Origin of the sequence: Paenibacillus sp. FSL R5-0473 (assembly GCF_038004565.1) — a bacterium.
In the GTDB taxonomy this organism is placed as follows: Bacteria; Bacillota; Bacilli; order Paenibacillales; family Paenibacillaceae; genus Paenibacillus; species Paenibacillus amylolyticus.
In genome coordinates this window covers 3,506,225-3,531,419 of the sequence record NZ_JBBORL010000001.1, presented here as the reverse complement: position 1 = coordinate 3,531,419, position 25,195 = coordinate 3,506,225, and the positions used below count along the sequence as shown (strand labels likewise).

The 25,195-nt window shown below is 45.9% G+C and carries 15 protein-coding genes; 10 read left to right on the top strand and 5 right to left on the bottom strand.

Annotated elements, in window-relative coordinates:
* The first annotated feature begins 70 nt into the window (after positions 1–70).
* The 3 genes from helD to MKY28_RS15305 all read left to right on the top strand — a co-directional run bounded on the left by helD (position 71) and on the right by MKY28_RS15305 (position 5,922).
* Complete coding sequence (gene helD / locus MKY28_RS15315; RefSeq protein ID WP_340936321.1) at positions 71–2,446, top strand: RNA polymerase recycling motor HelD; 2,376 nt, start codon at positions 71–73, stop codon at positions 2,444–2,446.
* 309 nt (positions 2,447–2,755) lie between these two features.
* Entirely contained in the window at positions 2,756–4,615 is a 1,860-nt protein-coding gene (locus MKY28_RS15310; RefSeq protein WP_340936320.1) for an adenine deaminase, read from the top strand.
* A 386-nt stretch (positions 4,616–5,001) separates the two neighbouring features.
* Positions 5,002–5,922, top strand: coding sequence for a hypothetical protein (locus tag MKY28_RS15305; RefSeq protein WP_340029990.1), 921 nt, complete (start codon positions 5,002–5,004; stop codon positions 5,920–5,922).
* A gap of 167 nt (positions 5,923–6,089) precedes the next feature.
* Here MKY28_RS15305 and MKY28_RS15300 read toward each other — a convergent pair whose 3' ends face one another.
* Positions 6,090–7,010, bottom strand: coding sequence for an AraC family transcriptional regulator (locus tag MKY28_RS15300; protein ID WP_340936318.1), 921 nt, complete (start codon positions 7,008–7,010; stop codon positions 6,090–6,092).
* 172 nt (positions 7,011–7,182) lie between these two features.
* Between MKY28_RS15300 and yicI the strand changes: the two genes are divergently transcribed.
* From yicI to MKY28_RS15280, 4 genes are all read left to right on the top strand, one after another.
* The gene (gene yicI, locus MKY28_RS15295) at positions 7,183–9,501 is read left to right on the top strand and encodes an alpha-xylosidase (RefSeq protein ID WP_340936317.1); all 2,319 of its coding nucleotides are present in this window, start codon (positions 7,183–7,185) and stop codon (positions 9,499–9,501) included.
* Between the two features lie 75 nt (positions 9,502–9,576).
* Positions 9,577–10,587, top strand: a complete 1,011-nt coding sequence (locus MKY28_RS15290; RefSeq protein WP_340019980.1) for a phosphotransferase family protein — start codon at positions 9,577–9,579, stop codon at positions 10,585–10,587.
* A 19-nt stretch (positions 10,588–10,606) separates the two neighbouring features.
* Positions 10,607–13,558, top strand: coding sequence for a glycoside hydrolase family 3 C-terminal domain-containing protein (locus MKY28_RS15285; protein WP_340019981.1), 2,952 nt, complete (start codon positions 10,607–10,609; stop codon positions 13,556–13,558).
* Positions 13,559–13,640: 82 nt separating this feature from the next.
* Positions 13,641–14,942: an MFS transporter gene (locus MKY28_RS15280; protein WP_340019982.1), complete on the top strand. Its 1,302-nt coding sequence runs from the start codon at positions 13,641–13,643 to the stop codon at positions 14,940–14,942.
* Positions 14,943–15,104: 162 nt separating this feature from the next.
* On the opposite strand, the gene MKY28_RS15275 is transcribed toward MKY28_RS15280, so the two are convergent.
* A complete protein-coding gene (locus MKY28_RS15275; RefSeq protein WP_340936316.1) occupies positions 15,105–16,445 on the bottom strand; it encodes an MFS transporter in 1,341 nt (446 codons plus the stop codon).
* A 30-nt stretch (positions 16,446–16,475) separates the two neighbouring features.
* Positions 16,476–16,898, bottom strand: coding sequence for a MarR family winged helix-turn-helix transcriptional regulator (locus MKY28_RS15270; RefSeq protein ID WP_017689281.1), 423 nt, complete (start codon positions 16,896–16,898; stop codon positions 16,476–16,478).
* Positions 16,899–17,153: 255 nt separating this feature from the next.
* On the opposite strand from MKY28_RS15270, the gene MKY28_RS15265 reads away from it, so the two are divergent.
* From MKY28_RS15265 to MKY28_RS15255, 3 genes are all read left to right on the top strand, one after another.
* Positions 17,154–17,627, top strand: a complete 474-nt coding sequence (locus MKY28_RS15265; RefSeq protein ID WP_036609525.1) for an RbsD/FucU family protein — start codon at positions 17,154–17,156, stop codon at positions 17,625–17,627.
* A gap of 237 nt (positions 17,628–17,864) precedes the next feature.
* Entirely contained in the window at positions 17,865–18,395 is a 531-nt protein-coding gene (locus MKY28_RS15260; RefSeq protein WP_445670924.1) for a GNAT family N-acetyltransferase, read from the top strand.
* Between the two features lie 77 nt (positions 18,396–18,472).
* On the top strand, positions 18,473–19,093 hold the full coding sequence (locus MKY28_RS15255) for a TraX family protein (RefSeq protein WP_340936315.1): 621 nt from the start codon (positions 18,473–18,475) through the stop codon (positions 19,091–19,093).
* 115 nt (positions 19,094–19,208) lie between these two features.
* Here the strand turns inward: MKY28_RS15255 and MKY28_RS15250 are convergent, their stop codons facing one another.
* Together MKY28_RS15250 and MKY28_RS15245 are read right to left on the bottom strand one after the other, a co-directional pair.
* The gene (locus tag MKY28_RS15250) at positions 19,209–22,883 is read right to left on the bottom strand and encodes a non-ribosomal peptide synthetase family protein (protein WP_445670923.1); all 3,675 of its coding nucleotides are present in this window, start codon (positions 22,881–22,883) and stop codon (positions 19,209–19,211) included.
* A 79-nt stretch (positions 22,884–22,962) separates the two neighbouring features.
* Positions 22,963–24,705 (bottom strand): methyl-accepting chemotaxis protein, encoded by a 1,743-nt coding sequence (locus MKY28_RS15245; protein ID WP_036610901.1) that lies wholly within the window; start codon positions 24,703–24,705, stop codon positions 22,963–22,965.
* Between the last annotated feature and the right edge of the window lie 490 nt (positions 24,706–25,195).

The following is a 25,195-nucleotide window of genomic DNA, read 5'->3' as shown; positions in this document are numbered from 1 at the left end:
CCATTGCCTTTTCGGGCTTGTCAAATGGGATTTTGAGGACACAATCCGGGGAAAGAGGGGCTATTAACATATGAGTACAGATCAGCAATGGAATGAGGAACAACAACGGGTCAACACCGTGACCGATCAGATTGAACGCAAGATCACAACGCTGGAAGATGAAGTTGGTTCCTTTCGTGACGAAGTGGTTGGCATGAGAAAAGACTTCTGGGACGAAGTCACGATGAACTTTAGCGAAGCGGATGATGTCGGGGAGACTTCAACCAGCATGCGGCAGCAGTCACAGGTATTGTCCGATCGGGAGCGTAGCCATCTCAATACAGCGGCTGCGTTGGATAAAATGAAACGACTGCATCATTCACCGTATTTTGGGCGCATTGATTTCAAAGAAGATGGATATGCAAATGCAGAACGCATTTATCTCGGCATTGCATCGTTGCTGGATGAGAAGGAAGAATCTTTTCTGGTCTACGACTGGCGTGCGCCAATCTCCAACCTGTATTATGACGGAGCACCGGGTCCAATCACGTATCATACACCCAGTGGGGAGATCAGCGGTGATATAGAGATGAAGCGACAGTTTGTCATTCGGGATGGTCGTATCCGGTTTATGTTTGACACAGGGGTTACGATTGGTGATGAGTTGTTGCAGGCCGTGCTCAGTCGAACTTCGGATGCACAGATGAAGAGTATTGTAGCGACCATTCAGAAGGAGCAAAACCGGATTATCCGTAATGACCGGACACGTATGCTCATTGTGCAAGGCGCAGCCGGCAGTGGCAAAACATCCGCGGCGCTCCAGCGTGTGGCATATCTTCTCTATAAATACCGCGAGCATCTGCAAGCGGATCAGATGGTTCTTTTTTCACCAAATCCAATGTTCAACAGTTATGTCTCCACGGTACTGCCTGAGCTTGGGGAGGAAAACATGTTGCAAACGACCTTCCAGGAGTATCTGGAGCGCCGTTTGGGTCGTGAATATCAACTGGAAGATCCGTTTATTCAGCTTGAATATGTACTTACGGGGACGGAAGATCCCGATTACGATGTTCGCATGTCCAGCATTCGCTTCAAGTCGTCCGAAACGTTCCTCAAGGTGATTACACGTTATAAGGAAAGTATGTTGTCAGGTGGCATGAAATTCAAGCCGGTTCGCTTCCAGGGCCGAGCGATTGTCACGTCAGAGGCTATGGCTGAGAAATTCTACAGTTTTGAGTCATCCGTTAAGCTGGTGAGTCGACTGGAGCTGTTACGGGACTGGATGCTGAAAGAACTGTCTGCCTTTGGAAAAGGTGAACTGGATGCGCCTTGGGTTGATCAGCAGCTTGATCTGATGGAGCCGGAGGATCTGCAACGTGCGTATCAACGGTTGAAGCGCAAGCAAAAAGGAAAGACCCATACGTTTAATGACTTCGAGCAGGAAAGAGGGATTCTGGCACGTATGGTGGTCAGTGACCGACTCAAACCGTTGCGAAAATGGATTAAGTCCTTACGATTCGTTGATATAAGACAATTATATGCACATCTATTCAACGATCAGGCTCAGATGGAACGATTACTGGGTGATGAAGCGCTGCCTGCTCAATGGGATGAAATCTGTAAGATGACTTTACGCAGATTGAAGCTTCAGGAGTTGGCATATGAAGATATTACGCCATACTTGTACTTGCGTGAGCTTATGCTTGGATTCCATATTAACTCGAATATTCGTCATGTCATTATTGATGAAGCCCAGGATTATTCTGCGTTTCAGTTGGCATTTATGAAGAGATTGTTCCCACGGGCGAAAATAACAGCACTTGGTGACTTTAATCAGGCAATCTATGCCCACTCTTCAGTACTTAGTGGAACAGGACCCTTGACTAACCTGTACGGACCAGACAACACGGAAGTCATTGAGCTGACCAGAAGTTATCGATCTACCCGGGAGATCGTGGAGTTTACACGTGGCATGGTGCCTGGTGGGGAAGAGATTATTCCATTTAACCGCAGCGGTGAGAAACCTAAAGTGATCGTTTCTTCTGATTCAGAGCGTCATATGAATGTCATCACGACAGACCTCAAGCACTTGATTAAGGAAGGGTACGAATCGGTTGCAGTTATCTGTAAAACCGCCGAAGAGAGCAGAGACGTACATGCTGCATTGAGTAAGGTGCTGCCCACAGCACCGAAGTTAATCAAAAAAACGACGCTGGCTTTTGAGCAGGGTGTTCATGTCATCCCAGCGTATCTGGCCAAAGGTGTGGAATTCGATGCTGTCCTGATCTATGACGGCTCTGCGGAGCAGTATGCTCAGGAGCATGAACGCAAGTTGTTCTATACGGCTTGCACACGAGCGATGCATCTGCTGCACGTTTACTGCGTGGGCACACCAAGTCCGTTCATTACCGCCCAGTCGGAAGAACAGTATGATCTTGGCAAGGTGTCTACTGCGCAAGTGGACTGACATAACACTTCATATGCATAAAGAAGGCTTCCGTTCAATGGAACGGGAGTTTTTCTGTATATGATACATATATCGGGAAGAAGCTAGCTTAGCGAGGGAATTATACGTGATGAGGTTACAGCCATATAAGTGATTGTATTGATAAAAATACCTAACGTGAATTCGTAAGGATTGGGTCCCGTGGATAAAAATGACTTGATAATTTGTATTCAAGGACAATGGATGTGATTTTTCTTTACACATGAGGTCCGGACTCATATAATCGTAACAATATATTTTTTTGGATCGTTTATTAAAGGAGGCAACAAAATGAACAAATCATCTTTTGAACGGCCACTTATGGCCGATTGTGTACCGGATCTGGTCGCTACAGCACGGGGAGATTTGCCGGCGACTTTGGTCATTCGGGGTGGTACGCTGGTAAACGTGATATCGGGTGAGATTTTGCCTGAGATGTCCATAGCTGTACAGGGAGCTCGAATCGCTTATGTCGGTAAAGATGTAAGCCACACCATCGGAGAACATACCCGGATTATTGAAGCAAACGGTAAGTATATCGCTCCTGGTCTGCTGGATGGACACTGCCATATCGAAAGTACACAGATGAAAGTAACCGAGTTTGCGAGAGCGGTATTGCCTTCAGGCACGACCGGAGGTTTCTTTGACCCACATGAGATCTCGAACGTACTTGGACTCAAAGGTCTGAGACTAATGCTGGATGAAGCGCGGACCACACCGATGGCAGCTTATATGCAGGTGGCTTCCTGTGTGCCTTCCACGCATCCAGGATTGGAGACAACAGGTGCTTATATCGGGCCTGAAGAGGTAGCTGAGGCTCTTTCCTGGGGTCCGGACATGATTGGCCTTGGTGAAGTGATGAACTTCCCTGGGGTGGTCTATGGGGATGAGACGATGATAGGTGAGATACAGGCGACCCTCCGGGCAGGTAAAGTGGCAGACGGTCATTTCACCTGGGCTGCAGATGACTGGCGTCTGCCAGCCTACGCAGCGAGTGGCGTTACAGGGGATCATGAATGTGTGACCAAGGAAGATGTGGTTGAACGTCTGCGACTCGGAATGTACGCGAAGATGCGTCAAGGTTCGGCATGGCATGATGTGGCTGAGACGATCAAAGCCTGCACTGAGCTTGGTCTGGATACACGCCGGATGATGCTGGTGACCGATGACCGAAGTTCTGAATCGCTGCTCAAAGAAGGACATATGGATTTTGTTGTTCGTCTCGCAATCTCTCAAGGGGTTAAGCCGGTTACGGCTTTCCAGATGGCAACCATTAACACGGCTGAGCGCTTTGGTGTTGCGCGCGACATTGGTGCAATTATTCCGGGCAATATAGCCGATATTATTCTGCTGGACGGCCGGTTGGCGGATGTACGTGTGGGCATGACGATTGCTGCCGGGCAAGTTGTAGCGGAGAATGGGAAAATGACGGCGGTCTGGGACAGCTTCACCTACCCGGAGGAAGCGCTGAACACGGTGAAGTTAGAAGCTAATATTCAGCCAGAAGATCTGGAATTGGCTGCACCGATTGTAGAGGGGATCATTGGTGCCAAAATCATTCATGTGACAGAGAACCATGTGGATACAAAGGAGAAACACCTGCCTGTTACCGTAGAGAACGGCAAGGTTGTGGTTTCAACTTCAGGGGAAGTATGCAAAATTGCGGTATTGGAGCGTCACAAACAAACCGGGAATCGAGCGGTAGCGCTTGTAGGAGGCATCGGCTTCACATCACCTGCAGCGATTGCGATGACGGTTGCTCATGATAGTCACAACCTGTTGATTATCGGTAATGATGATGCGCTAATGGCCGAAGCCGGTAATCGCGTCATTCGTATGCAGGGCGGGGTCGCCGTGGTAACGGCAGCAGGTGTAACCGAATTCCCGCTACGGATTGCAGGTTTGATGTCAACCGAGCCATTCGAAGTCGTTGCAGCCCAATCGGCAGCAGTCAGTGAAGCTTTACAGTCCGCAGGATGTACGTTGAATAATGCGTTCATGACGCTTTCGTTGCTCGCGCTGGTTGTGATTCCAGAATTACGTTTGTCCGACAAGGGGCTTGTGCGGATCTCGGCAGAAGGTATTGAACTGGTGTCTCTTTTCGATGAAGTGGTTGATAATACACCTGTAGCTCCATCGGGTAATGAATGAACGGGAATGTCGACTAGACATCATTAAATAGGGTTCCAATATAAAGCCGCCTTAGGGCGGTTTTTTGGTGTGTTTTGAGAGAAAACGCTTTCTAGGTCTTCTGGAGCTTGGTGTACATATGGCAATAATGACTGAAGTCATGCTGGAATAAGGATTGAATTTGAAAATAATAAATAATTGTGACTTTTGAACTATACATACAGAACTGCGAATTCCCGAAATATAGTTATATGATTCTTTCGTCGTAAGTCTTAAAGATGATATTGCATATAAAAGCAATCCGAATTCGTCGTACCTAATAAGTATCCATTAAATGAATATGAAACGACACAATTTCATCCAGATTTGCACGTCAGAGCTGATAACTTCAGAGGGAGTGTACAAATATGAAAAGCAAAAGGGGTTACCGTTTTATCTTATTACTGAGTTGTTTGATCTTGTGTGCGAGCACAGCCTGTTCTTCGAAAGCCGTTGCCATTGGTTCTGTGGATAGTTATGAAACGATTCATGGTAACCTTGATGTGCCGGTAAGAGCGACGTGGGTGTGGGACACAACCCAGATTCGAAGCAATCCTCAAGAGGTGTTAAATTACGCTACAGCGAATAAGATCAATACGATCTATCTGCAGATGAACCGGGATGTAAAAATTCCTGATTATAAAAGTTTTATCCGTCAGGCCAGAGCCAAGAACATTGCGGTTGACGTCATGGATGGAAGATCAGCGTGGGGGTTGACGGAAAGTCGGGAGCAGATTGCATCTTTCCTGGACTGGATCGAGGCATATCAGGCGCAGGCGTTGTCCAATGAGAAATTTGCTGGTATTCATCTGGATATTGAACCACATGTGCACCCGCAATGGAAAATCAATCAAGCCAGTGTAATTACCCAGTGGCAAGGCAATGTGGAGTACATTGTTGAGCGAGCATCACGGATGAAGATGCCGGTTGCGGCTGATCTGCCTTTCTGGCTGGATAACTACAAAATTCCGGGTTCAACGATGGCGGTTAGCAGCTGGATGATCCGCAAGTTTGATTCGATCACCATTATGGCTTACCGCGATACAGCTGCTGCAATCTATAGTGTAGCGAAGGATGAACTTGCGGAAGCAGCTCTGCTTGGCAAGACGATCTCAATCGCCGTGGAAACAAAGCAAAGCAAGGAAGGTGACTTCATTACTTTTTATGAAGAGGGATCTGCTTATATGGAAGCACAATTAAAGTTGGTCGAAAAAATGGCTTCAGTACATGCGTCCTTTAACGGTTTCTCAGTACATGAGTACACTTCATGGAAGACACTGAAAAAGTGAGGCCAATGTTAAGCTTCAAAGCGTAAGGCTGATAGCAGCGAATGAGATGAGTTCTAACTGAGCCAGTGTGGCTCAGATCAGATCGTTACCTCACTCGTTCCCAGTAAAGTTGATAAAGAAGATAAAGAAGGTGTTTGTAGCTGAATAGCTGTGAGCACCTTCTTCTATTACACCTGAACCAGGGCAGATTCCATTCCTACGTTCTCATAGAACATTTTGCGATACTGTGAAGGTGTAGTAGCTTTATGCTTTTTGAATGTAGTGATGAAGTAGCTTAGATGCTCGAAACCCACATCCATGGCGATATCAACAATTTTGTGATCCGTATTCTCAAGCTGAACGCAGGCCTGTTGAACGCGGTAATAGTTAATGTAATCAACCGGGGTTTTCTGTACCATCTGTTTGAAGAAACGGCAGAAGTGTCCTTCGCTCATATTGGCTTCATCGGCCAGTTCTTTCAGCTTTAATGGTTCAGGATAACGTTTGTGGATATAACCGAGCACGGATTTCAGGCGCTCTACCTTGTCATGACTCCCTGTAGCCACAGTGCCTTTGAGCGGAGCAGGTCTCATATGTTCGAACATTCGGGCAAATATGAGGTACAGGTACGCTTTTGTTGACATTTCACACGTTTCGGTTCGGGTAGCATGGTCTACAAATATGCGTTTCAGGAGATCCAGAATTTCTTGTCCCCAGTTCTCATCTGCCTTGATATGACTGGGGGGAATCACCGTTTTGCGTACCAGTGGACCGATGAATTTCTCTTGGACCGTATCGAAGGTACGGCTGCCAAGCAGCTCGGGATTAAATACAATGGAAGAGAATACGCAGGGCACATCGCCCTTCAGATACCCCGCATGAATCTCGCCTCGATTGATGAAGATCGCTTCTCCAGCTTGAACCTCAACAGTGTTCATATCGATCTGAAAGACGGCGCAGCCCTGGGTCACCATGGTGAACTCCATCTCATCATGCCAATGGCAATCCAGAATGCTATCCCCGTTCAGTTGTTGAATATCCGGGTACACACTGACGGGATACATGGCATTGCCGTGAATCCGGTCTTCCCGTAATCGTTCACGTTCCATATCAGATTCTCCTTTTGTATCATTATTAATGTAATCGTTTCCATAGATTGGTGATGATATTCAAGAATCGGATGTTTATTATCAAAATTGTGATATATTTGGTCAAAATAAGAGAAGAAATTCGTTATTAATATCAATATTATTATAATATAACCAAAGGGGGAAAGAAAACATGAAATTTACTGATGGATTCTGGATGACTCGTGAAGGGTACCAGATTCAAAACCCGACTGACATTCGTGATATTGTGCAAAAAGATAATTCTGTAACCGTATATGCGGCAACTAAATATATTCGTTCCAAAGGCGACACGTTGAACGGTACATTGCTGAAAGCAACGTATAGCTCACCAATGCCTAACGTTATTCGTGTAACCTTGAATCACCATAAAGGCGGAGTGAAAAAAGGGCCTGTATTTGAGCTTAACACACAAGAAGCCAACGTTGAGATCTCAAAAAATGAACAAGGTGCTGTTTTGAAAAGTGGCAACCTGGAAGTTCAAATCGACAAAACAAACGGTTGGGATATTAGCTTCCTGTATGGAGGAAAACGGATTACAGGTAGCGGTCAAAGAGCTGCCGGTTATATTACAGGTCCAAGCAAGGAAGCGTACTTCCGGGAGCAGCTTGATCTAGGTATTGGTGAATACGTTTACGGACTCGGTGAGCGCTTCACACCGTTTGTTAAGAATGGTCAAATCGTCGATACCTGGAATGAGGACGGCGGTACAAGCAGTGAGCAGTCCTATAAAAATATTCCGTTTTATTTGTCCAATAAAGGATATGGCGTATTTGTAAACCATCCTGAACGCGTATCGTATGAGATTGCATCCGAGAATGTATCTAAAGTTCAGTTCAGCGTAGAAGGCGAGACGTTGGAGTACTTCATTATCGGCGGTGACAATCCAAAGGATGTACTTGATAATTATACGAAATTAACAGGTAAACCAGCGCTTCCACCGGCATGGACTTTTGGTCTGTGGCTGACAACGTCATTCACAACGGATTACGACGAAGCAACGGTTAACCATTTTGTAGATGGCATGGCTGAACGTGATCTTCCGTTGTCTGTATTCCATTTTGACTGCTTCTGGATGAAGGAATACCAATGGTCTGATTTTGTATGGGATGAAGCGATGTTCCCGGATCCGGAAGGCATGCTTGCACGTCTGAAAGAAAAGGGCCTTAAAATCTGTGCTTGGATCAATCCATATATTGCAGAAAAATCATACTTGTTCGATGAAGGTATGGAGAACGGTTATCTGGTGAAAACAGCGGATGGCAGCGTATGGCAATGGGATATGTGGCAAGCAGGTATGGCTCTGGTTGACTTCACGAATCCGGATGCTGTGAACTGGTATAAGAGCAAGCTGGAAGTCCTGCTGGATCAAGGTGTAGATTCCTTCAAGACTGACTTCGGCGAAAGAATTCCGACAGATGTTGTGTACTTCGATGGTTCTGATCCCGTTAAAATGCACAACTATTATACACAGCTCTATAACAAAGCTGTATTTGAATTGCTTGAAGAGAAGATTGGCAAAAACGAAGCTGCCCTGTTTGCACGCTCTGCAACAGCAGGTGGTCAACAGTTCCCGGTTCACTGGGGCGGTGACTGTTCCTCCACGTATGAATCCATGGCTGAATCACTTCGTGGTGGCCTCTCACTGGGGCTTTCCGGTTTCGGATTCTGGAGCCATGATATCAGTGGTTTTGAAAGCACAGCGAGCCCTGATGTCTACAAACGTTGGGTACAATTCGGACTGTTATCTTCACACAGTCGCCTGCACGGAAGCACTTCGTATCGTGTGCCTTGGCTGTTTGACGAGGAATCCGTGGACGTTGTTCGTGACTTTACCAAACTCAAAATCAGCCTGATGCCGTACCTGTACAATTCTGCGGTGGAGTCAACGGTAAAAGGTATTCCGATGATGCGCGCGATGCTGCTGGACTTCCCAGAGGACCCAACAACATACAGCCTGGATACGCAATACATGTTCGGTGATTCAATTCTGGTGGCTCCAATCTTCAATAAGGAAGGCGATGTGCGCTACTACCTGCCTGAAGGAACTTGGACGAACTATCTGACAGGAGCGAAAGTACAAGGTGGACGCTGGATCAGTGAAAACCATGACTTCAAAACACTGCCAATGATGATTAAGCCAAACAGTCTGATCGCTGTGGGTGCTGTGGATAGTAAACCGGATTACGACTTTGCAAATGATGTGTCCCTGCACTTGTTCGAACTGGCTGATGGTCAAACGGCTCAAGCGGTCGTTGTGAACCAAGCGGCTGAACAGGAGCTGACAGTTAACGTTACACGTAATGGATCAGTGCTGGATGTTCGTGCTGAAGGTGCAGGTAAATCTTGGAACATCGTGCTTCGCGGTATTGAAAGTGTATCCAGCGTTGAAGGTGGTTCCCAAGTGTCTGGTGCAAATGGTGTTGTTGTTACAGCAGCAACAGGCGCAAACGCGCTTACAATCCAACTGTAAAATGATATAGTAAAAGAAAAGGACGGTGCCGAAAGGTGCCGTCTGTTTGTCTACGATGATAGGAGATTGAATGAAATGAGTACAATGAATTCCGGTTTGCACTGCACGATATCAGCAGAGATGCTGCATCATCTGGTAGAAATTAATTTTGGAAGCGATACCAAAGTAAAGGAGTTTGGTCTCCTGCAAGGTGGACTTTTTAATACAACCTATCGGATTCACCTTGAACATACATCCTATACGGATGTGATTTTACGTTTGGCTCCAGAGCGGGGTGAGATGACGGCTGGTTCTGCGAGTGATCCCCTATTTTCGTTTGAACGTACGATGATGGCGGCTGAACCGATTGTGTATGAATATTACCGTAAGGCAGGCATTCCTGCTCCCAACATTATCGCTTGTGATGACAGCGGATCGATCATTCCAAGAACGTACATGTTTATGGAGTTTATCCCGAGTAAGCAGCTGGATCACGCATCGATTTCAGATATAGACAAAGAGCGATTGTACCATCAGCTTGGCGCCTATACCGCCATCATGCATCAGGTCGAGGGTGCTTCGTTTGGCTGGCCGCAGGGTGATGGGACGATTAAAGGCTCGGATCAATGGTCCGAGGTGCTGCACTCTTTTGCAGAAGAAACGGCACTTAAAGCGGCACAAGCCGATTATATGTCAGGTGTGGGAGAAGAGATTGCAGCTATATTCATCAAAAATAAAGACTTATTTGATCAAGTGACCCGTCCGGTACTCGTTCATAATGACCTGTGGGAAGCAAATGTACTTGTTCATGAGGAAAATGGTGAGCTGAACATTGCGGCCATCATTGACGGAGATCGTTCCATGTTTGCCGACAGGGAGTTTGAAGCCATATTGTCGACAGAATCGGTGGCTTTTCATGAAGGATATGATCGTCCACTGGACTCATCCGCTGAAGGACAGGCACGCAGGCTTGCGTACCGAATACTGTCTTCGTATTTTAATGCCTACGTTCATGAACATCAGGTCAACCAACCTGAAGATGGTCAGAAGTATCGCCAGCGCACGCTGGATTTACTGCAGCAATGGAAGCAACTTGGACTTAACTAATTCGCAGGGGGAATGAAGGATGAAGGAGTATCATCAATACCCGATGTGGGACGCGTCACTTTCACTTGAGGAAAGGTTGGATGACCTGATTGCACGATTGACAACGGAGGAGAAGATCCGACTAATTCCTACACGCGAAGCAGCTGTACCAAGACTGGGCATTCCAGCCTACAACGTTGGGGGCGAAGCTGCCCACGGGGTTGCATGGAAAGGGGAGGCAACGGTATTTCCACAACCGCTCGGTCTATCAAGTACCTGGAATACAAGGCTCATGCGGGAGATTGGTTCAGTCATTGGCGATGAAGCGAGGGCATATCATCACCGTAATCCTGAAGTTCACGGGTTAACATTATGGGCACCAACGGTTGATCTGGAACGTGACCCACGCTGGGGCAGAACGGAAGAGGGATATGGCGAGGACCCGGTCCTCACGGGAGAAATGTCGGCGGCTCTCGTCAAAGGCATGCAGGGAAATGATCCTTTTTATCTGAAAATGGTCGCGACATTGAAACACTTTTTTGCCAATAATAATGAGAAAGATCGGCTGAATTGTTCATCCAGCATCGATCCGCGCAATCTGCGGGAATATTATTTGAAAGCATTTGAGACACCATTTGTGGAAGGTGGAGCCTTGTCCATGATGACAGCTTACAATTCCATCAATGGTACACCTGCCATTGAAAGTCCATATGTGAATGATGTGGTTAAGGGTGAGTGGGCGATGCCAGGTTTCATTGTATGTGATGGTGGAGACCTGTCACAGACTGTGAATTATCATGGTTATCATACCAGTCATGCCGAATCAGCAGCAGGTGCGTTGAAGGCAGGAGTGGATTGTCTTACAGATGAAGTTGATCTTGTTGTATCTGCTCTGGAGGAGGCTCTTGACCAGAATCTGTTGAAAATAGCTGATTTGGACAGAGCGATCCGCAACATCTTTGGTGTGCGAATGCGACTTGGACAACTCGATCAGTCCGGGCTCAATCCATATGCGTCTATTCCCGAGTCGGTATTATGTGCACCGGAACATGCCAAACTTAGTTATCGTGCCGCTACCGAATCGATTGTTTTGCTCCAAAATGATGGATTACTTCCCTTGCAGCCAGAAGTGTTGCAGAAAATCAGTGTGATTGGGCCACTTGCGGATGTTGTCTATACCGATTGGTACAGTGGCACATTGCCTTATCGAGTATCCGTCCTAGATGGATTGCGCAATCGCCTACCTGAAGCAGACGTGACCTATGTGGATGGGAATGACCGTATTCAGCTGAAGACAACAAACGGACAAGTTGTAACTCTTGGTGCGCAAGGTACACTCGTCGCTGTACCGGAAGCCAGTGCACCTACAGCCGTCGAATTTGAACATCAGGATTGGGGTTGGGGAAGTCATACGCTGAGAAGTGTAAACAATAATCGATACGTTAGCTTAACCGAGCAAGGCATATATCAGGCAAACGCACCGGAGATTGGTGGCTGGTTTGTAAAGGAAGTTGTTCGCATAGATCCTCTAACGGATGGAAGTAACACCTTGCGGACGTGGAACGGTATCCCTGTTGGACTGAGCGAATATCAGGGACAATCTGCTGTATCACCACTCCGGCCACAAGGAGAACAAACTACAGCTACAGGTACAAATCCGAATGATGTTGGTGACTCTGGACACGCAAGTCAATCACCAGGCAATACACAGAGACCTTCTGCATTCAATATTGATATTGTGACCAGCGGAATACAACAAGCCGTAGAAGCTGCACGTGGCAGTCAGGCATCTGTCGTTGTTGTTGGCAACAGCCCATATATCAACGGCAAAGAAGAAATTGACCGCCCAAGTTTGCTGCTTCCGCAAAGTCAGGTCGAGCTTGTCAAAGCCGTGTGTGAAGCCAATCCCAATACAGTGGTTGTCATTATGGGCAGTTATCCATTTGCCTTGCAGGAGTTGAAAGGTATTGCCCGCGCAATCGTTTATATGACACATGCAGGTCAGGAATTGGGGAACGCGCTTGCAGATGTGCTGTTAGGTCATTATGCCCCGGCAGGCAGATTAAACATGACATGGTATGAAGACGAATCACAGCTTCCTGACATGATGGATTATGACATCATTCAGAATGGCATGACTTATATGTATCATGAAGGACCGGTTCAATATGCATTTGGTCATGGTCTGACGTATTCCGAATTCGAATACGAAGCGATTCGTGTAAGTCGCAGTGCTTCGGGAGAATCCACCACCACAGATCAATTGAAGATTGAGGTGGAGGTACACAATAAGGGTGAACGTGACAGTGATGAAGTTGTTCAGATCTATGGATCTTCATATACCTCCCGAGTGAAACGTGCTCAGAAGCAACTGCTTGCTTTCCGTCGTGTTCAAGTCAAAGCAGGGACGTGTGTTACGATAAGTTTCGAAGTTCCTGTTCAGAAGCTTGCGCTATGGGATGTTACCCGAGATCGATACTGCCTGGAGACCGCGACCTGGGCCATCCTGGCAGGGCGTTCTTCCGCAGATATACGTCAGTCGGCTGATATTAAAATTGAAGGTGAGACGATTCCTGATCGCCCGCTGCACTTGCTTACCTTTGCCGAGAATTACGATGCTTGTGCAGGTGTTCTACTGGATGAATGTCTGGAAGGACGTTCGGCAGTTCGGGCAATCACTCCGGAGGAAGCTTTATATCGAGAGGAGCAGTCGTCTTGGATTGCTTTCAACCATAATGCTGTTCAAGAAATACAAGGATTTGAAGCCAGAGTGGCAGCTTTTGGGGAAGAGGGCAGATTGGAGATTCGTTCCGAAGGACTGGAGGGCGAACTGCTCGGTGTGTGTGAAGTTTCTGGACCTGGAGGCAGTGTGAATGGGAAAGATATCAAGTGGACAACAGTTCAGTGTTTGCTTGAGGCGCCACATAAGGTGAATGCGCTATATATTATCTTCAAAGGTGGAGCAGCGTTACGGCACTTTAGATTGTTGTAGTTGTAGCATGTCCTGAATAATCAACCTCCGAAACAAGCACAATAATGCTGTTGTGTGTAGAATCTGTAAAGGTGGTTGTGGTATGAACGATAAAAAGTGGGACCTCGTCGCACTTGCTTCCATCCCTTTAATTATGACCTTGGGTAATTCCATGCTAATACCGATCCTGCCACAGATTGAACGTGAGTTGAAGGTATCTGCATTTAAGGTCAGTATGCTCATTACAGTCTACGCTGTGGTTGCCATCCTGCTTATTCCTCTTGCAGGGTACTTGTCGGATCGTTTTGGCAGAAAAGCAGTTATCATTCCCAGCCTCGTTATTGCAGCCGTCGGAGGTGCTGTCGCTGGTGTGGCAGCATGGATGCTGAACGGAAACATAGCCTACTGGACCATTCTGGGTGGCAGGTTATTGCAGGGAATAGGTGCTGCCGGCGCATTTCCTATTGTTATCCCGTTGGTTGGGGACATGTTTAATGATGAGAATGAAGTAAGTAAAAGTCTGGGTATCATTGAGACCTCGAATACGTTTGGTAAAGTCATAAGTCCGATTCTGGGTGCAGCGCTGGCAGTCTGGTTCTGGTATGCGCCATTCATGGCTATTCCTATACTTTGTGTGCTTTCGCTGGTCCTTGTTATTTTCCTGGTGAAGACTCCCCGGAAAAAAGAAAAGCCTCCCACCTTTACGGAATTTGTGGCATCCATTCGGGACGTATTAAAAGAAAAGGGACGCTGGTTGTATGCGTTGTTTGCAATCGGCGGTATTTGCATGTTTGTCATCTTTGGTGTGTTATATTATCTATCCGAAACGCTGGAGAGCGAATTTGCCCTGAAAGGTGTACTTAAAGGACTTGTCCTTGCGATTCCGTTGGCAGCGTTATGTCTGTCTTCTTTCCTGGCAGGGAAGTGGATTGGGAAGAACAAAACGCGAATGAAATGGCTTGGCTTCGCAGGACTTGCGCTTCTGACGGTATCGCTGGGCATTATAGGTTTATTCGATAATATCTATGTTGTAGTAGGTCTTTTCACATTGGGAAGTACCGGAATAGGTGCAACGTTACCATGTCTGGATGCCTTGATTACAGAAGGCGTGGACAAAAAACAGCGGGGCACAATCACGGCTCTGTTCAGCAGCATGCGATTCATTGGGGTATCTCTCGGTCCCCCTGTCGTTTCTTTGTTGATCGGTTCTCATCATTTCCTGCTTTTTGGTGTGCTCGCTGCGTCTGGCGCAGTGGGCGGATTACTCACCTTATTTGCAGTTAAACCGGATAAGGGAGATCAGCCTACTTCAGGAAGCAAGCAGAAAGAGGATGAAACATCTATGGATGTGATCGAGACGAGTAGAAGGTATGCTCCCATAGGTCGCAAGAAAAGTCCATTTTAGATAGACGGTGCTGTACACTGCGTTCATTTCCATGCTGTCTTAAGTTTAACATTCAGATCTGTTGCCAATAAAAAAACGCGTTTACGCCTAAGAAAGCGGATGAATTTGCTTTCTCGGTGTAAACGCGTTTCTCGTTTCTATGAGTAGAATGACCTAAACCAATCATTCGTGTTTGCTTTTATTCGACTGGTTAGTTTCGGTGTTGCCGGCTCCAGATTCTGAATTCTTGGATTGAACTTGAGGTGGTTCCGTTGCATTGATATGAGTATGAGCGAGCAGAGCATGAGGTTCAATGGAGAAGCTGCCGCTTCGTTTTCCCTGAATCAGATATATAAGCAAGAACAGAATCATAAACATCACGGAGTATCGATACATATCGGTATAACTGGTTATGGCCGCAATGGCGCCAAGAAGAAGAGCACCGGTCGCAATACCCAGATCCAGCGAGTTCAAAAACATACCATTAGCCATACCCCGTTGAGTAGGAGATACAACTTGAATCATCCAGGTCTGCAGAGACGACTGCATGGAACCATAACCGACTCCGTAGATAAAGGCAGCAATGAACAGGAGGGACATGGAGGTTGCATACGAGAGCAGAATGAGGCCGACAGCAACGAATATTGCCCCTGGAATGAGCAGTGCTTTTGGCCCTTTACTGTCATAGATCCGTCCTGCAAATGGTCTAACCAATAACACGGCGAGTGCATTGAACAAAAAGAACAGCGCAGGGTTGGCCAGATTGGCTTCCTTACCATACAAAACGATGAATCCGACAAGCCCGCCATAGGTGATGGATAATAGGCAATTCAGCACACTGGGCAGAATCAGCTTGCGGTTGAAAGGTGTCTTCTGCTTTGGGTTGGACCCTGAAGCACTTGTTGTGGCTTGTGGCATGATGGTTGTACTGTTATCGGTTCTGACTGCTTTTTTGCGTGTCAGTGAATAACTCAGTGGATAGATCACAGCGAGTACACCCGCAGTACATAACATCAGGGTTACAAATCCAGCACCTTGGAGCAGAGTAACCCCAATGATTGGCCCCATAGACATAGCCAGGCTAGTCGATAGACCAAAGTAACCCATACCTTCACCCATTCGTTTGACGGGCACAATGTCCGAGGCCATCGTTGGAAAAGCGGTACTGCTCATACCAAACCCGATACCAAACAACATTCTGAGCAACAAGAGCACAGCTATACCAGCAGCAAAATAATAGCCGAGCGTTGCCAGTAGGGCTACGGACAGGCCTATATAGATCATGGCGTTACGAAGGCCCTTCTCCAGTGCTTTCGCGGAATAGAGACGGGCTGCTATGGCACTTAATGCAAACAGACAGGTGAATAAACTTACTTCAAATGCATTGGCGTGAAATCGCTCCTGAACGTAGGACGGAAGCGGAGAGACAATCATGTGCAGTTGCAAGAACAACAAGAAGTTGCACAGCATCAGCAGAATAAAATCGGTGGTCCATAGTCTAACTTGTGTAGATTGTTCTTTCATGATGATGTATTCCCCCTGAGTTGTGATTCATTACAAGTTGCGGTTAATGAGGGAAAGAGTATGTTTAAAAGCTTCCATCTGGTCTTCGGATATACCTTCAGCAAGTTCTTTATTCATTTCTCTTTCAATCGGAACGAGGATATCAATTAACGCTTTGCCTTCCGTGGTGAGATATAACAGATAGGCTCTGCGATCCTGTTCGCTGGTCCGGCGTTCTACCCAGCCTTTTTTCTCAAGCAGATCAATAATCCGCGCAGTGGTGGGTTGGTCTTTGAAGACACGTGCAGCGAGCTCCTTCTGATTCACACCTTCACCGCGGTCAACATTAAAGAGAACAGAAAATTGCTCTGTCGTAATATCATAAGGTTTGAATCGCGTCGCAAGTAAAGCTACAGCTTTACGATGTGTGAAACCCAGCATGAATCCAACAGATTGTTCCAGTGTATAGTCCATGTGATTGCTAGACCTCGCTTCCATAATAAAATGTCCCAATAAATTAGTTGTTATAACAACTATATGTCAAACAAGTATTTTTGTCAAAATGAAATATTCTCATATCGAACGTACGTGTGCGCTGTACAATGATCCAAAAATACTGTTAGAATAGTGATGAAACCGCTTTTATCAAATCGATATCTGGCGTGCTTGAAGAATGGAGAAAACCAATTTGCTCTAACTAATGTTGGAGATGACCAAGGAGAGCTGTGTATGCTAAAGAATATACCCGCAATAATACCTCCAGAGTTACTCAAAATCATGTCCGAAATGGGCCATGGAGACGAGTTGGTTCTGGCGGATGGCAATTTCCCCGCAGCCAGTCATGCCAAGCGACTGGTACGCTGTGATGCACTGGGAGTTGTTGAACTGTTGGATGCCATCCTGCAATTATATCCACTGGATACCTATGCTGAGCGTCCCGCTGCTGTCATGCAGGTCGTGAAAGGGGATCAGGTGATCCCGATCATATGGGAAGACTATCGCCGGTTGATTGAAGAATATGAAGGCATAACGGATGCTTTTGATCATGAAGAGCGATTTGATTTTTATAAACGTGCTTCGAATGCCTATGTGATTGTTGCAACTGGTGAGCGAGCGCAATATGCCAATCTGATTTTGAAGAAAGGTGTCATTTTCCCCGATGCTGATCCTGGTCAGGAACAGCAGAATGCTGAATCGAACTGAATAATTACGGCGACGGAGCAGTGGATGCTTTGGTCGCCTTTTTATTTTTGCCAATACGAAGTAAATATAACAAAACGTACAGAATTGGCATGGACTAGATAAGCAGGATGCAATCTGGAAACGCGCATGAACGAATGTCAGCTCACTGCTCAAGATACTACAAACTTTGATGCAGATGATGAATGGGGAAAAGGGAAGGACTGTTTTACAATTGAAAGAAATACAAACGAGGAGACGATGGTCTCCATCCCAGAGGAGTTGAGTAAAATGCAACACCGAATCAGACAAGCGGGTCTTCTTGATAGTAACGAAGTGGGACAATTGTTTAATGAATACAGGATGTTCTACAATCAAAATGCTGACATTGAGGCAGCACGTCAGTATATTAGAGAACGAATGGAACGCCATGAATCGGTGATTATGGTAGCAGAAACAGATGCGGAAAGTGATCATAGGACAGATGAAAATAACGGTAGATCACTCTCGAATAGCTTTATTTGTACTGGATTCGTTCAACTGTATCCCAGTTTCAGTTCGGTATCGATGGGGCCTGTCTGGGTGCTTAATGATCTATATGTGCATACGGATTATCGTCAGCAAGGCATTGCCAGGAAGCTCTTGCAAGCAGCCAAGCAATTGGCATCTGAGCGAGGAGTTCTTCGTATATCACTCTCAACTGAGTTAAGTAACAAACAAGCGCAAGCTTTATATGAATCCGAAGGATATGCACAGGATACCAAATTCATGTATTATGAACTTAATGTATAAGAGGTTGCTCGAAAAGACTCACTATATGAATGAATGGCACACTCGTGTCGTCGGCAACAAGGGAGGGGAGTCGCAACATGATGCAGTGGATTGCCATGATCACGATGTTAATTGATCATATAGGGGCTGTCTTTTTTCCACATATTATAGAGTTGAGGATCATAGGCCGTATCGCTTTTCCAATCTATGCTTTTGCAGTGTATGTCGGTTATAAACATACACGAGACGTACAAAAATACATATGGCGGCTGTTCTGGATCGCGATCATATCACAGGTGCCGTTCATGGCTGCGTTTAATCATTATTCTCTGAACGTGGTATGGACATTGTGGTCAGCCCTGTTGGTATTATTCGTTATTGATAAATTGCCATCCAAACTACTGGCGATTCCGATTGTAATTGGAGCAGGGTGGTTCATGGAAATTAGCCAAATGGATTACGGGATGTACGGGTTGTTATTGGTTCTGTTATTCCGTTATTTCCAGGGTCCTGTACTTGTCGTGGCACATGTCTTGTTAAATGCACTATATCTTCTGCTGCATAACAGCTCTGTGCAAATGTATAGTGTGCTCGCAACCGCCGGCATTGCTATTGCTCAGTATTACCAAGCGGGATTCCGTATGAAGGGGCCACGTTGGGTCTGGCGTTATTTCTATCCAGCGCATCTTGCCATCATTGCAATTATCCGATGGGTCTAAAAGAATGACCTAAAAATGCGAAGAAAAGAAGCCATCTTATCGTCAGTGAATGACGATAGATGGCTTCTCTTTGTGTGACCTTATTTATTAATTAAATGTTAATGATAAAGTGAACTTACTCCATCGCTGTAGAAGTGCCGTTATGGCGCCGGATTGCAGACGGGAAATATCCAATCTGAACGGCGTAGTCTAACATGGCGGAGATGAAGCGATCATCTGTTTTTGCACATGAGATACCGGCAGGTTCCACATAAGCCGTGGTGACAGGGCAAGCATAGACATATGCTGAATCCTTCGCACCGTCGCCTTCAAGCTGTGCAATAGCCAACTGAAGAGCTTCCGGCTCTTTGCTGATGCTCGCATCGAACAACCAACGTGTGTAATCCGCGAATGGTAGCGTCTCGACTTCGTAACCAGCCCGATTCACAGAACGGATCAGCTCATCATAACGGATGGGCTCCGGATTACAGATGTGGAATACACGACCAGCGGTATCCTGACGTAAGGCCAGATGAACGATAGCTTCACTTGCATAGTTGATCGGTGTAAAATCAACCATCCAGTCAGCCGCAGGAGCCTTGCCGAGCAATAACATCGCTTTGATCATACGATAAAAGGCGTTGCTATCAATATTGGACTGGAAGCGTCCAGTTTCGGAGTGGCAAGTGAGATTACCTGCACGATAGATGCTGACAGGTACACCTTCCTCTGCCGCAATCATGAGCACTTTCTCGGCTTCAAGCTTGCTGTCCGAATACAGGTTGTCCACATGCAAGTCAGCCGGGAACCGATCATATTGCAGGGAAGATTCCCATTGTCCGCTGAGTGCCAGATCTTCCGGAATACCCATCGTGGATACATGGTGGAAGGAAGCACCTGGTTTGCTACGAATCAAGTCTAGCAATGCGACCGTTCCTTCCACGTTTGTTTTGGCGAACTGATCGGCATCGCCGAAATGACGTACGTCTGCAGCGCAGTGGATGACACGGTCAATTCGATCCTGAACATAAGCCCTTTGTTCATCGGACAGACCGAGATTAGGTTGTTCGAGATCCCCTTCAATAATCTCCACGCGAGTGGAGAGGTGGTCAGTCAGTTGTTTGCCGAAATATCCTTCCAGCACGTTAGTCAAACGTTCCATTGCAGTTATTCCATTGGAAGGTCGACGAACAAGGGTGTAGATTCGTGTACTGGAATTCAGAATTAACTGTTGCAGCACATGAGAGCCCAGATAACCAGTCGCTCCGGTCAGTAACACATGCTCAGGTTCACGAATGAGCGGATAACCCAACTGGGATGTTAGCTCCACAGGGTGTTCGGATAGTTGTGTAATCATACCTTCGGTCACCACTGAATCCGTAACTACTGCTGCACTGAGAGACAATACTTCCACACGACGAGCGAGAGCGCGGACTGTTTTCTCGGCAAAGAAGTCGGCAATGTTCAGTTGCGGATAATGTGGCTTCAGAATGACCAGTACATGAATGACCCGGAGTGAATCCCCACCGATATTGAAGAAACTGTCTTCGACACCGAAGTCATCGTGCTGAAGGATTTCTTTCCATGCGTCCAGGATAATGGATTCCGTCTCCGTCTCAGGCATGACCCGGTCAGGGCGATCTTCATGTCGTTCCACATGAGGCAGGGATACCATCGCTTTGCGATTGATTTTTCCAGTTGGTGCAATCGGCATTTCATCCAGCTGACAGATCCACTTTGGTACAAAATAAGAAGGAAGTTTCTCCGTCAGTTCTGCCTTGATGTCCATAACAGAGAGGGTACTGCCATCTTTCGATGTAAAGTAACCAACCAGCATATTTTGTCCATCGGATTCTTTTTTCGGAATGATGGCAACGTTCTGGATCTGATCAAGCCGTGCAAAGTGATCTTCAATCTCCCCGATCTCAATCCGGTGACCACGAATTTTTAACTGAGAGTCACTGCGACCAACATATTCCAGCATCCCGGTATCCAGCAATTTGGCAATATCGCCAGACTTGTAGATTTTCTCACCTATCGCAAACGGATTCTCAATGAATGCTTGCGCTGTACGTTCTGGCTGATTCAGATAACCTTTGGCCAATGCAGGGGTAGCAATATATACCTCACCAGGTACACCTGCCGGACAGAGCTGTTGTTCTTCATTTACAATGTATACTTTGTAGTTATGAATCGGTTTACCGATAGGGATGTTCACCACATGTTCGGGAACCTGCTCACTGATGCGGTGAGTAGTTGTGGCTACTGTACATTCGGTAGGTCCGTACACATTAACAATATCAATCTGGTTTCCGAATTTGCGCTGGAAGGCACGAACCTGTTCACCATATAACGCTTCTCCGGCTACAGTAATGATCCTGACTTTGGCCAGCTTGTGGAAACCTTCATCGGATAAGTAGGAAGCAAGCTGATTGAAGAAAATCGTAGGCAGTATCGTAATGATGGTTGTTCCTGTCCGTTCAATTGCACTTGCGAATTCTTCAACGGATACACGTTCTTCCGCAGACAACAGATATAATTCTGCTCCATAGAACAAGGCGCCAATGGTATCCCACACGGATGCATCAAAGCTGTATGTAGCAAACTGGGTTAATACATCACCTGGTTGAATGTCACAATCACGCTGAACCACACTGCCAAGATTGGTTACACCCCGGTGGGCAATCAGTGCACCTTTGGGTTTACCGGTCGACCCTGACGTGTAGATAATATACGCAAGATCATCGGGCTGAATATCCAGATTGGGGTTACTTGCAGCAAATCCGGCTAAACGACCATCCACAGCGAGAATCTGACGGACCGTAGCTATACTGGAGAACAAGCTGGAAGCTTGGGCATAAGAAGCCTCCGTTGTCAGCACGAAGGAGGATGCCGTATCTTCCACGATATAACTGTTACGTTCTTGTGGATGCTCAGGGTCGATCGGAACATACGCACCACCTGCCTTCAGAATACCAAGCAGGGAGATGATCGTCTCCAGACTTCGATCCATAAAGATACTGACGAATTCACCTTTCTTCAATCCATTGGATAACAGAACACGTGCAACCTGATTAGCTCGTTCATTCAATTCCCTGTACGTATAACTTTTGGATGGCGATGTTATCGCTGGTGAATCCGGATATGCCGCTGCCGTTGCTTCGAACCAGCCATGAACCGTTTGATTCTCTGGTTCGAGAACAGAAGTATCATTCATTTCACGGTAAAGCAATCGATCTGAGGCGGAAAGAATATCTACCGTACCGATTGCTTTCTCACCGTCACGCACAAGAGCGAGTAGAAGAGTCTGATAATATTCTGCATATCTCAGCACGGTAGACTCTTTCAATAATGAACTATCATAGAACAGATCGAGGATGAGCATGTTCTGATCATCTCGAACGTTCCAATTTAATATTTGAGGAGCTTGAGGCAACTGTACACTATTCAGCATAAAAAACGATTCAGGGTATCCACCGTTTTGCAACGTGTATTCAATCTTGAGCTGCTCTGTAACTTGATGACATAGTTGGTTGAAGGTCAATTTCCCCTGAATCTGTAATGAAAGATAGGAACCTGCCTGATCGGGGGAGAGTATACCTATGGCAAGTTCCTGTTCAGCTGACAATCGGAATAACAAGGCTGCATAAGCTGAGAGGAGTACCGGGTACACCATCTGTTCTCCATACTTCTGTTTAAGTTCACGGCTCAGAGAAGCATGTAATGTGATTTGAGCAGACTGATAAGAGAATGATTGTTGACGTCGCCCAAAATCCAGTGGAATCTGCAAAACTGGCAAGCTAGATTCCATGGAATGGGAAGAAGATGGTTGGTTTTCAATCACTTCAGTTATTCCTCCTTGGTTCAAACCGAATGTTTGTGGATTTGAATTATTGTTTGCTTACATTGAAATGAGAGATCAATTCTTGGAGTTCCTCAGACATACTGTTAAGGCGTGTGGAGGAGTCTACCAGTGTTATCAAAGATGCTTTTTGCTCATCAACAGATGAGGAAATTTGTTCACTGCTGTTTGCTGTCTTGCTTACGCTTGAAGACAAGTCGTCCGCTGTAGCGGTCATTTCCTCCGTACCCGCAGAGATTTCTTCTGTCGCGCTTGATACTTCCTGAATCTGATTAGATACTTTTTTCGCTGCTTCTAAAATATCTTCGAACAGTTGTCCTGTTTGATCGGCTACGCTGAGTCCTGTATCTACTTCTGACGTACCTTGTTCCATTGCACGTACAGCTTGTTTAATTCCAGCTTGAATCTCTTGGATCAATACGCCAACCTGGCTGGTTGCTTGTTCAGACTGCTCGGCAAGTTTGCGTACTTCACCTGCAACAACTGCAAATCCTCTTCCTTCTTCACCAACACGAGCTGCTTCAATGGAAGCATTAAGAGCAAGCAAGTTGGTCTGGCTGGAGATACCCGAGATGATATTGAGAATATCGCCGATTTCCTGTGAACGACTCTCCAGAACCTCAATGGCAGAAGCGGTATTCTTAACCGATTCCGTAATCAGATTCATCTGTTCAGACACCTGACGGACAACGCTGTTACCTTGTTGCGAACGACGTTCCATCTCATAGGCTTCATCCGCTACACTTGCCGAGCTGCTGGCAATCGTCTGGATTACGGTAGCCATCTCGGACATGGCACGTGCACTATCCCGGGTTGCCTGTTCCTGTGAACGAATGTTGGAAGTGATTTGAGTTACATTATTATTGATAGAATCTGCATTCTCACTGTTGCGCTCGGAAACTTCATATAGCTCTTTGGCAGACTGATTTACTTCTTGTGACGTGATTTGCACTTTAACGATAGTATCGTTGATTTTGCGAACCATGGTGTTGAACTTCTCGTTAACGAGTCCCAGATCGTCTTTGCCTGTCGGAATGTTGACATTCAAATTACCCCGACTTACGTCATCAATTCCTTTGATCAAGTGACGGATAGGGGAAAGTGTGTTTTTAACTACAAGGTATTGGATAATCAGGAATAACAGCAAGAAGGCCACAAGGATGATAATTCCGTTTTTGAGCAAGGAGTTTAGTCCCGCGGGTACGGCTGATGCATCTGCATCAACGGCAAAATATGAGAAAATCTTTCCGTTGCTGTCTTTGATTGGATATGCAATGGTTGTCCATGTTCCGAAATCATCGGAATAAAATGTTGTGAATGTTGGGCGATCCGTATTAAGCATTTCTTTCAGTGCATTGGCTACAACGACCGGCTGCTCATACATGTCACCAATATTTACGTTCTCACTTTGAAAAGCCTCTCTTAGGTTGGTTGGCATCGCTACAAGGGAAGTTAATCTCTTGTTATCGCCACCGAGCTCAACACCGAAGATGTAGGCTTGTGCAATGTTAGGATAATATTCTTGCATCTCATCGAAATACGCTCGTAATTTCGTTTGTGTTGCTCCATCATAGCTACCTTCCGTAATAGCAGCTTGTACCTCGGCAGGATTGATATCTTCAGCCCATTTTTTGGTAATTTGTTCCACCTGTCCATGCAGCTGTTCAACAAGAACTGTTTTTTGAAAATAGTAACTGCTTGCGATAAGTGCTACCCCGATGATAACGATATTGGTAAATGAGAGTAACAAATTTTTGGAGAAAAACGACATGCTTTTCCAACTTAATGATTTCACTAAATTCCACTCCTGATCTTCTTTAAATTAAGAAACTTTAGGGTTGCATTGGTACAGTGAACTAGATCATTCCGTGATCCCCTCCAAAGGAAATTTATGCGACCATGGTCTTGGTTTATCAGTCGCTTTCGTAGAGACTTATGTACCGTATGAACCATAGGTGTCTAATTATTAAAACACATCTATAATTAATATGTCGTATAAAATGTCGTTAAATTGAATAGTATCGTTAAATTTTTTTTAATATTTTACGTATTTATGGACATATCAGATGGTTTATAGGTATTTAGAACTGTTTATTTTAAAATTTCCCATTTTTTAGCTTCATTCTGTATTCTATAACATGGTGGGTAAAAATACATCCTTCAACAAAACAAAAATATGATGGCAGAGATGCAACAGAAGGCACGGATATACATCGGAAGCGGTTTTATCTATAATAACTACATATGCATTTCTCAAATTA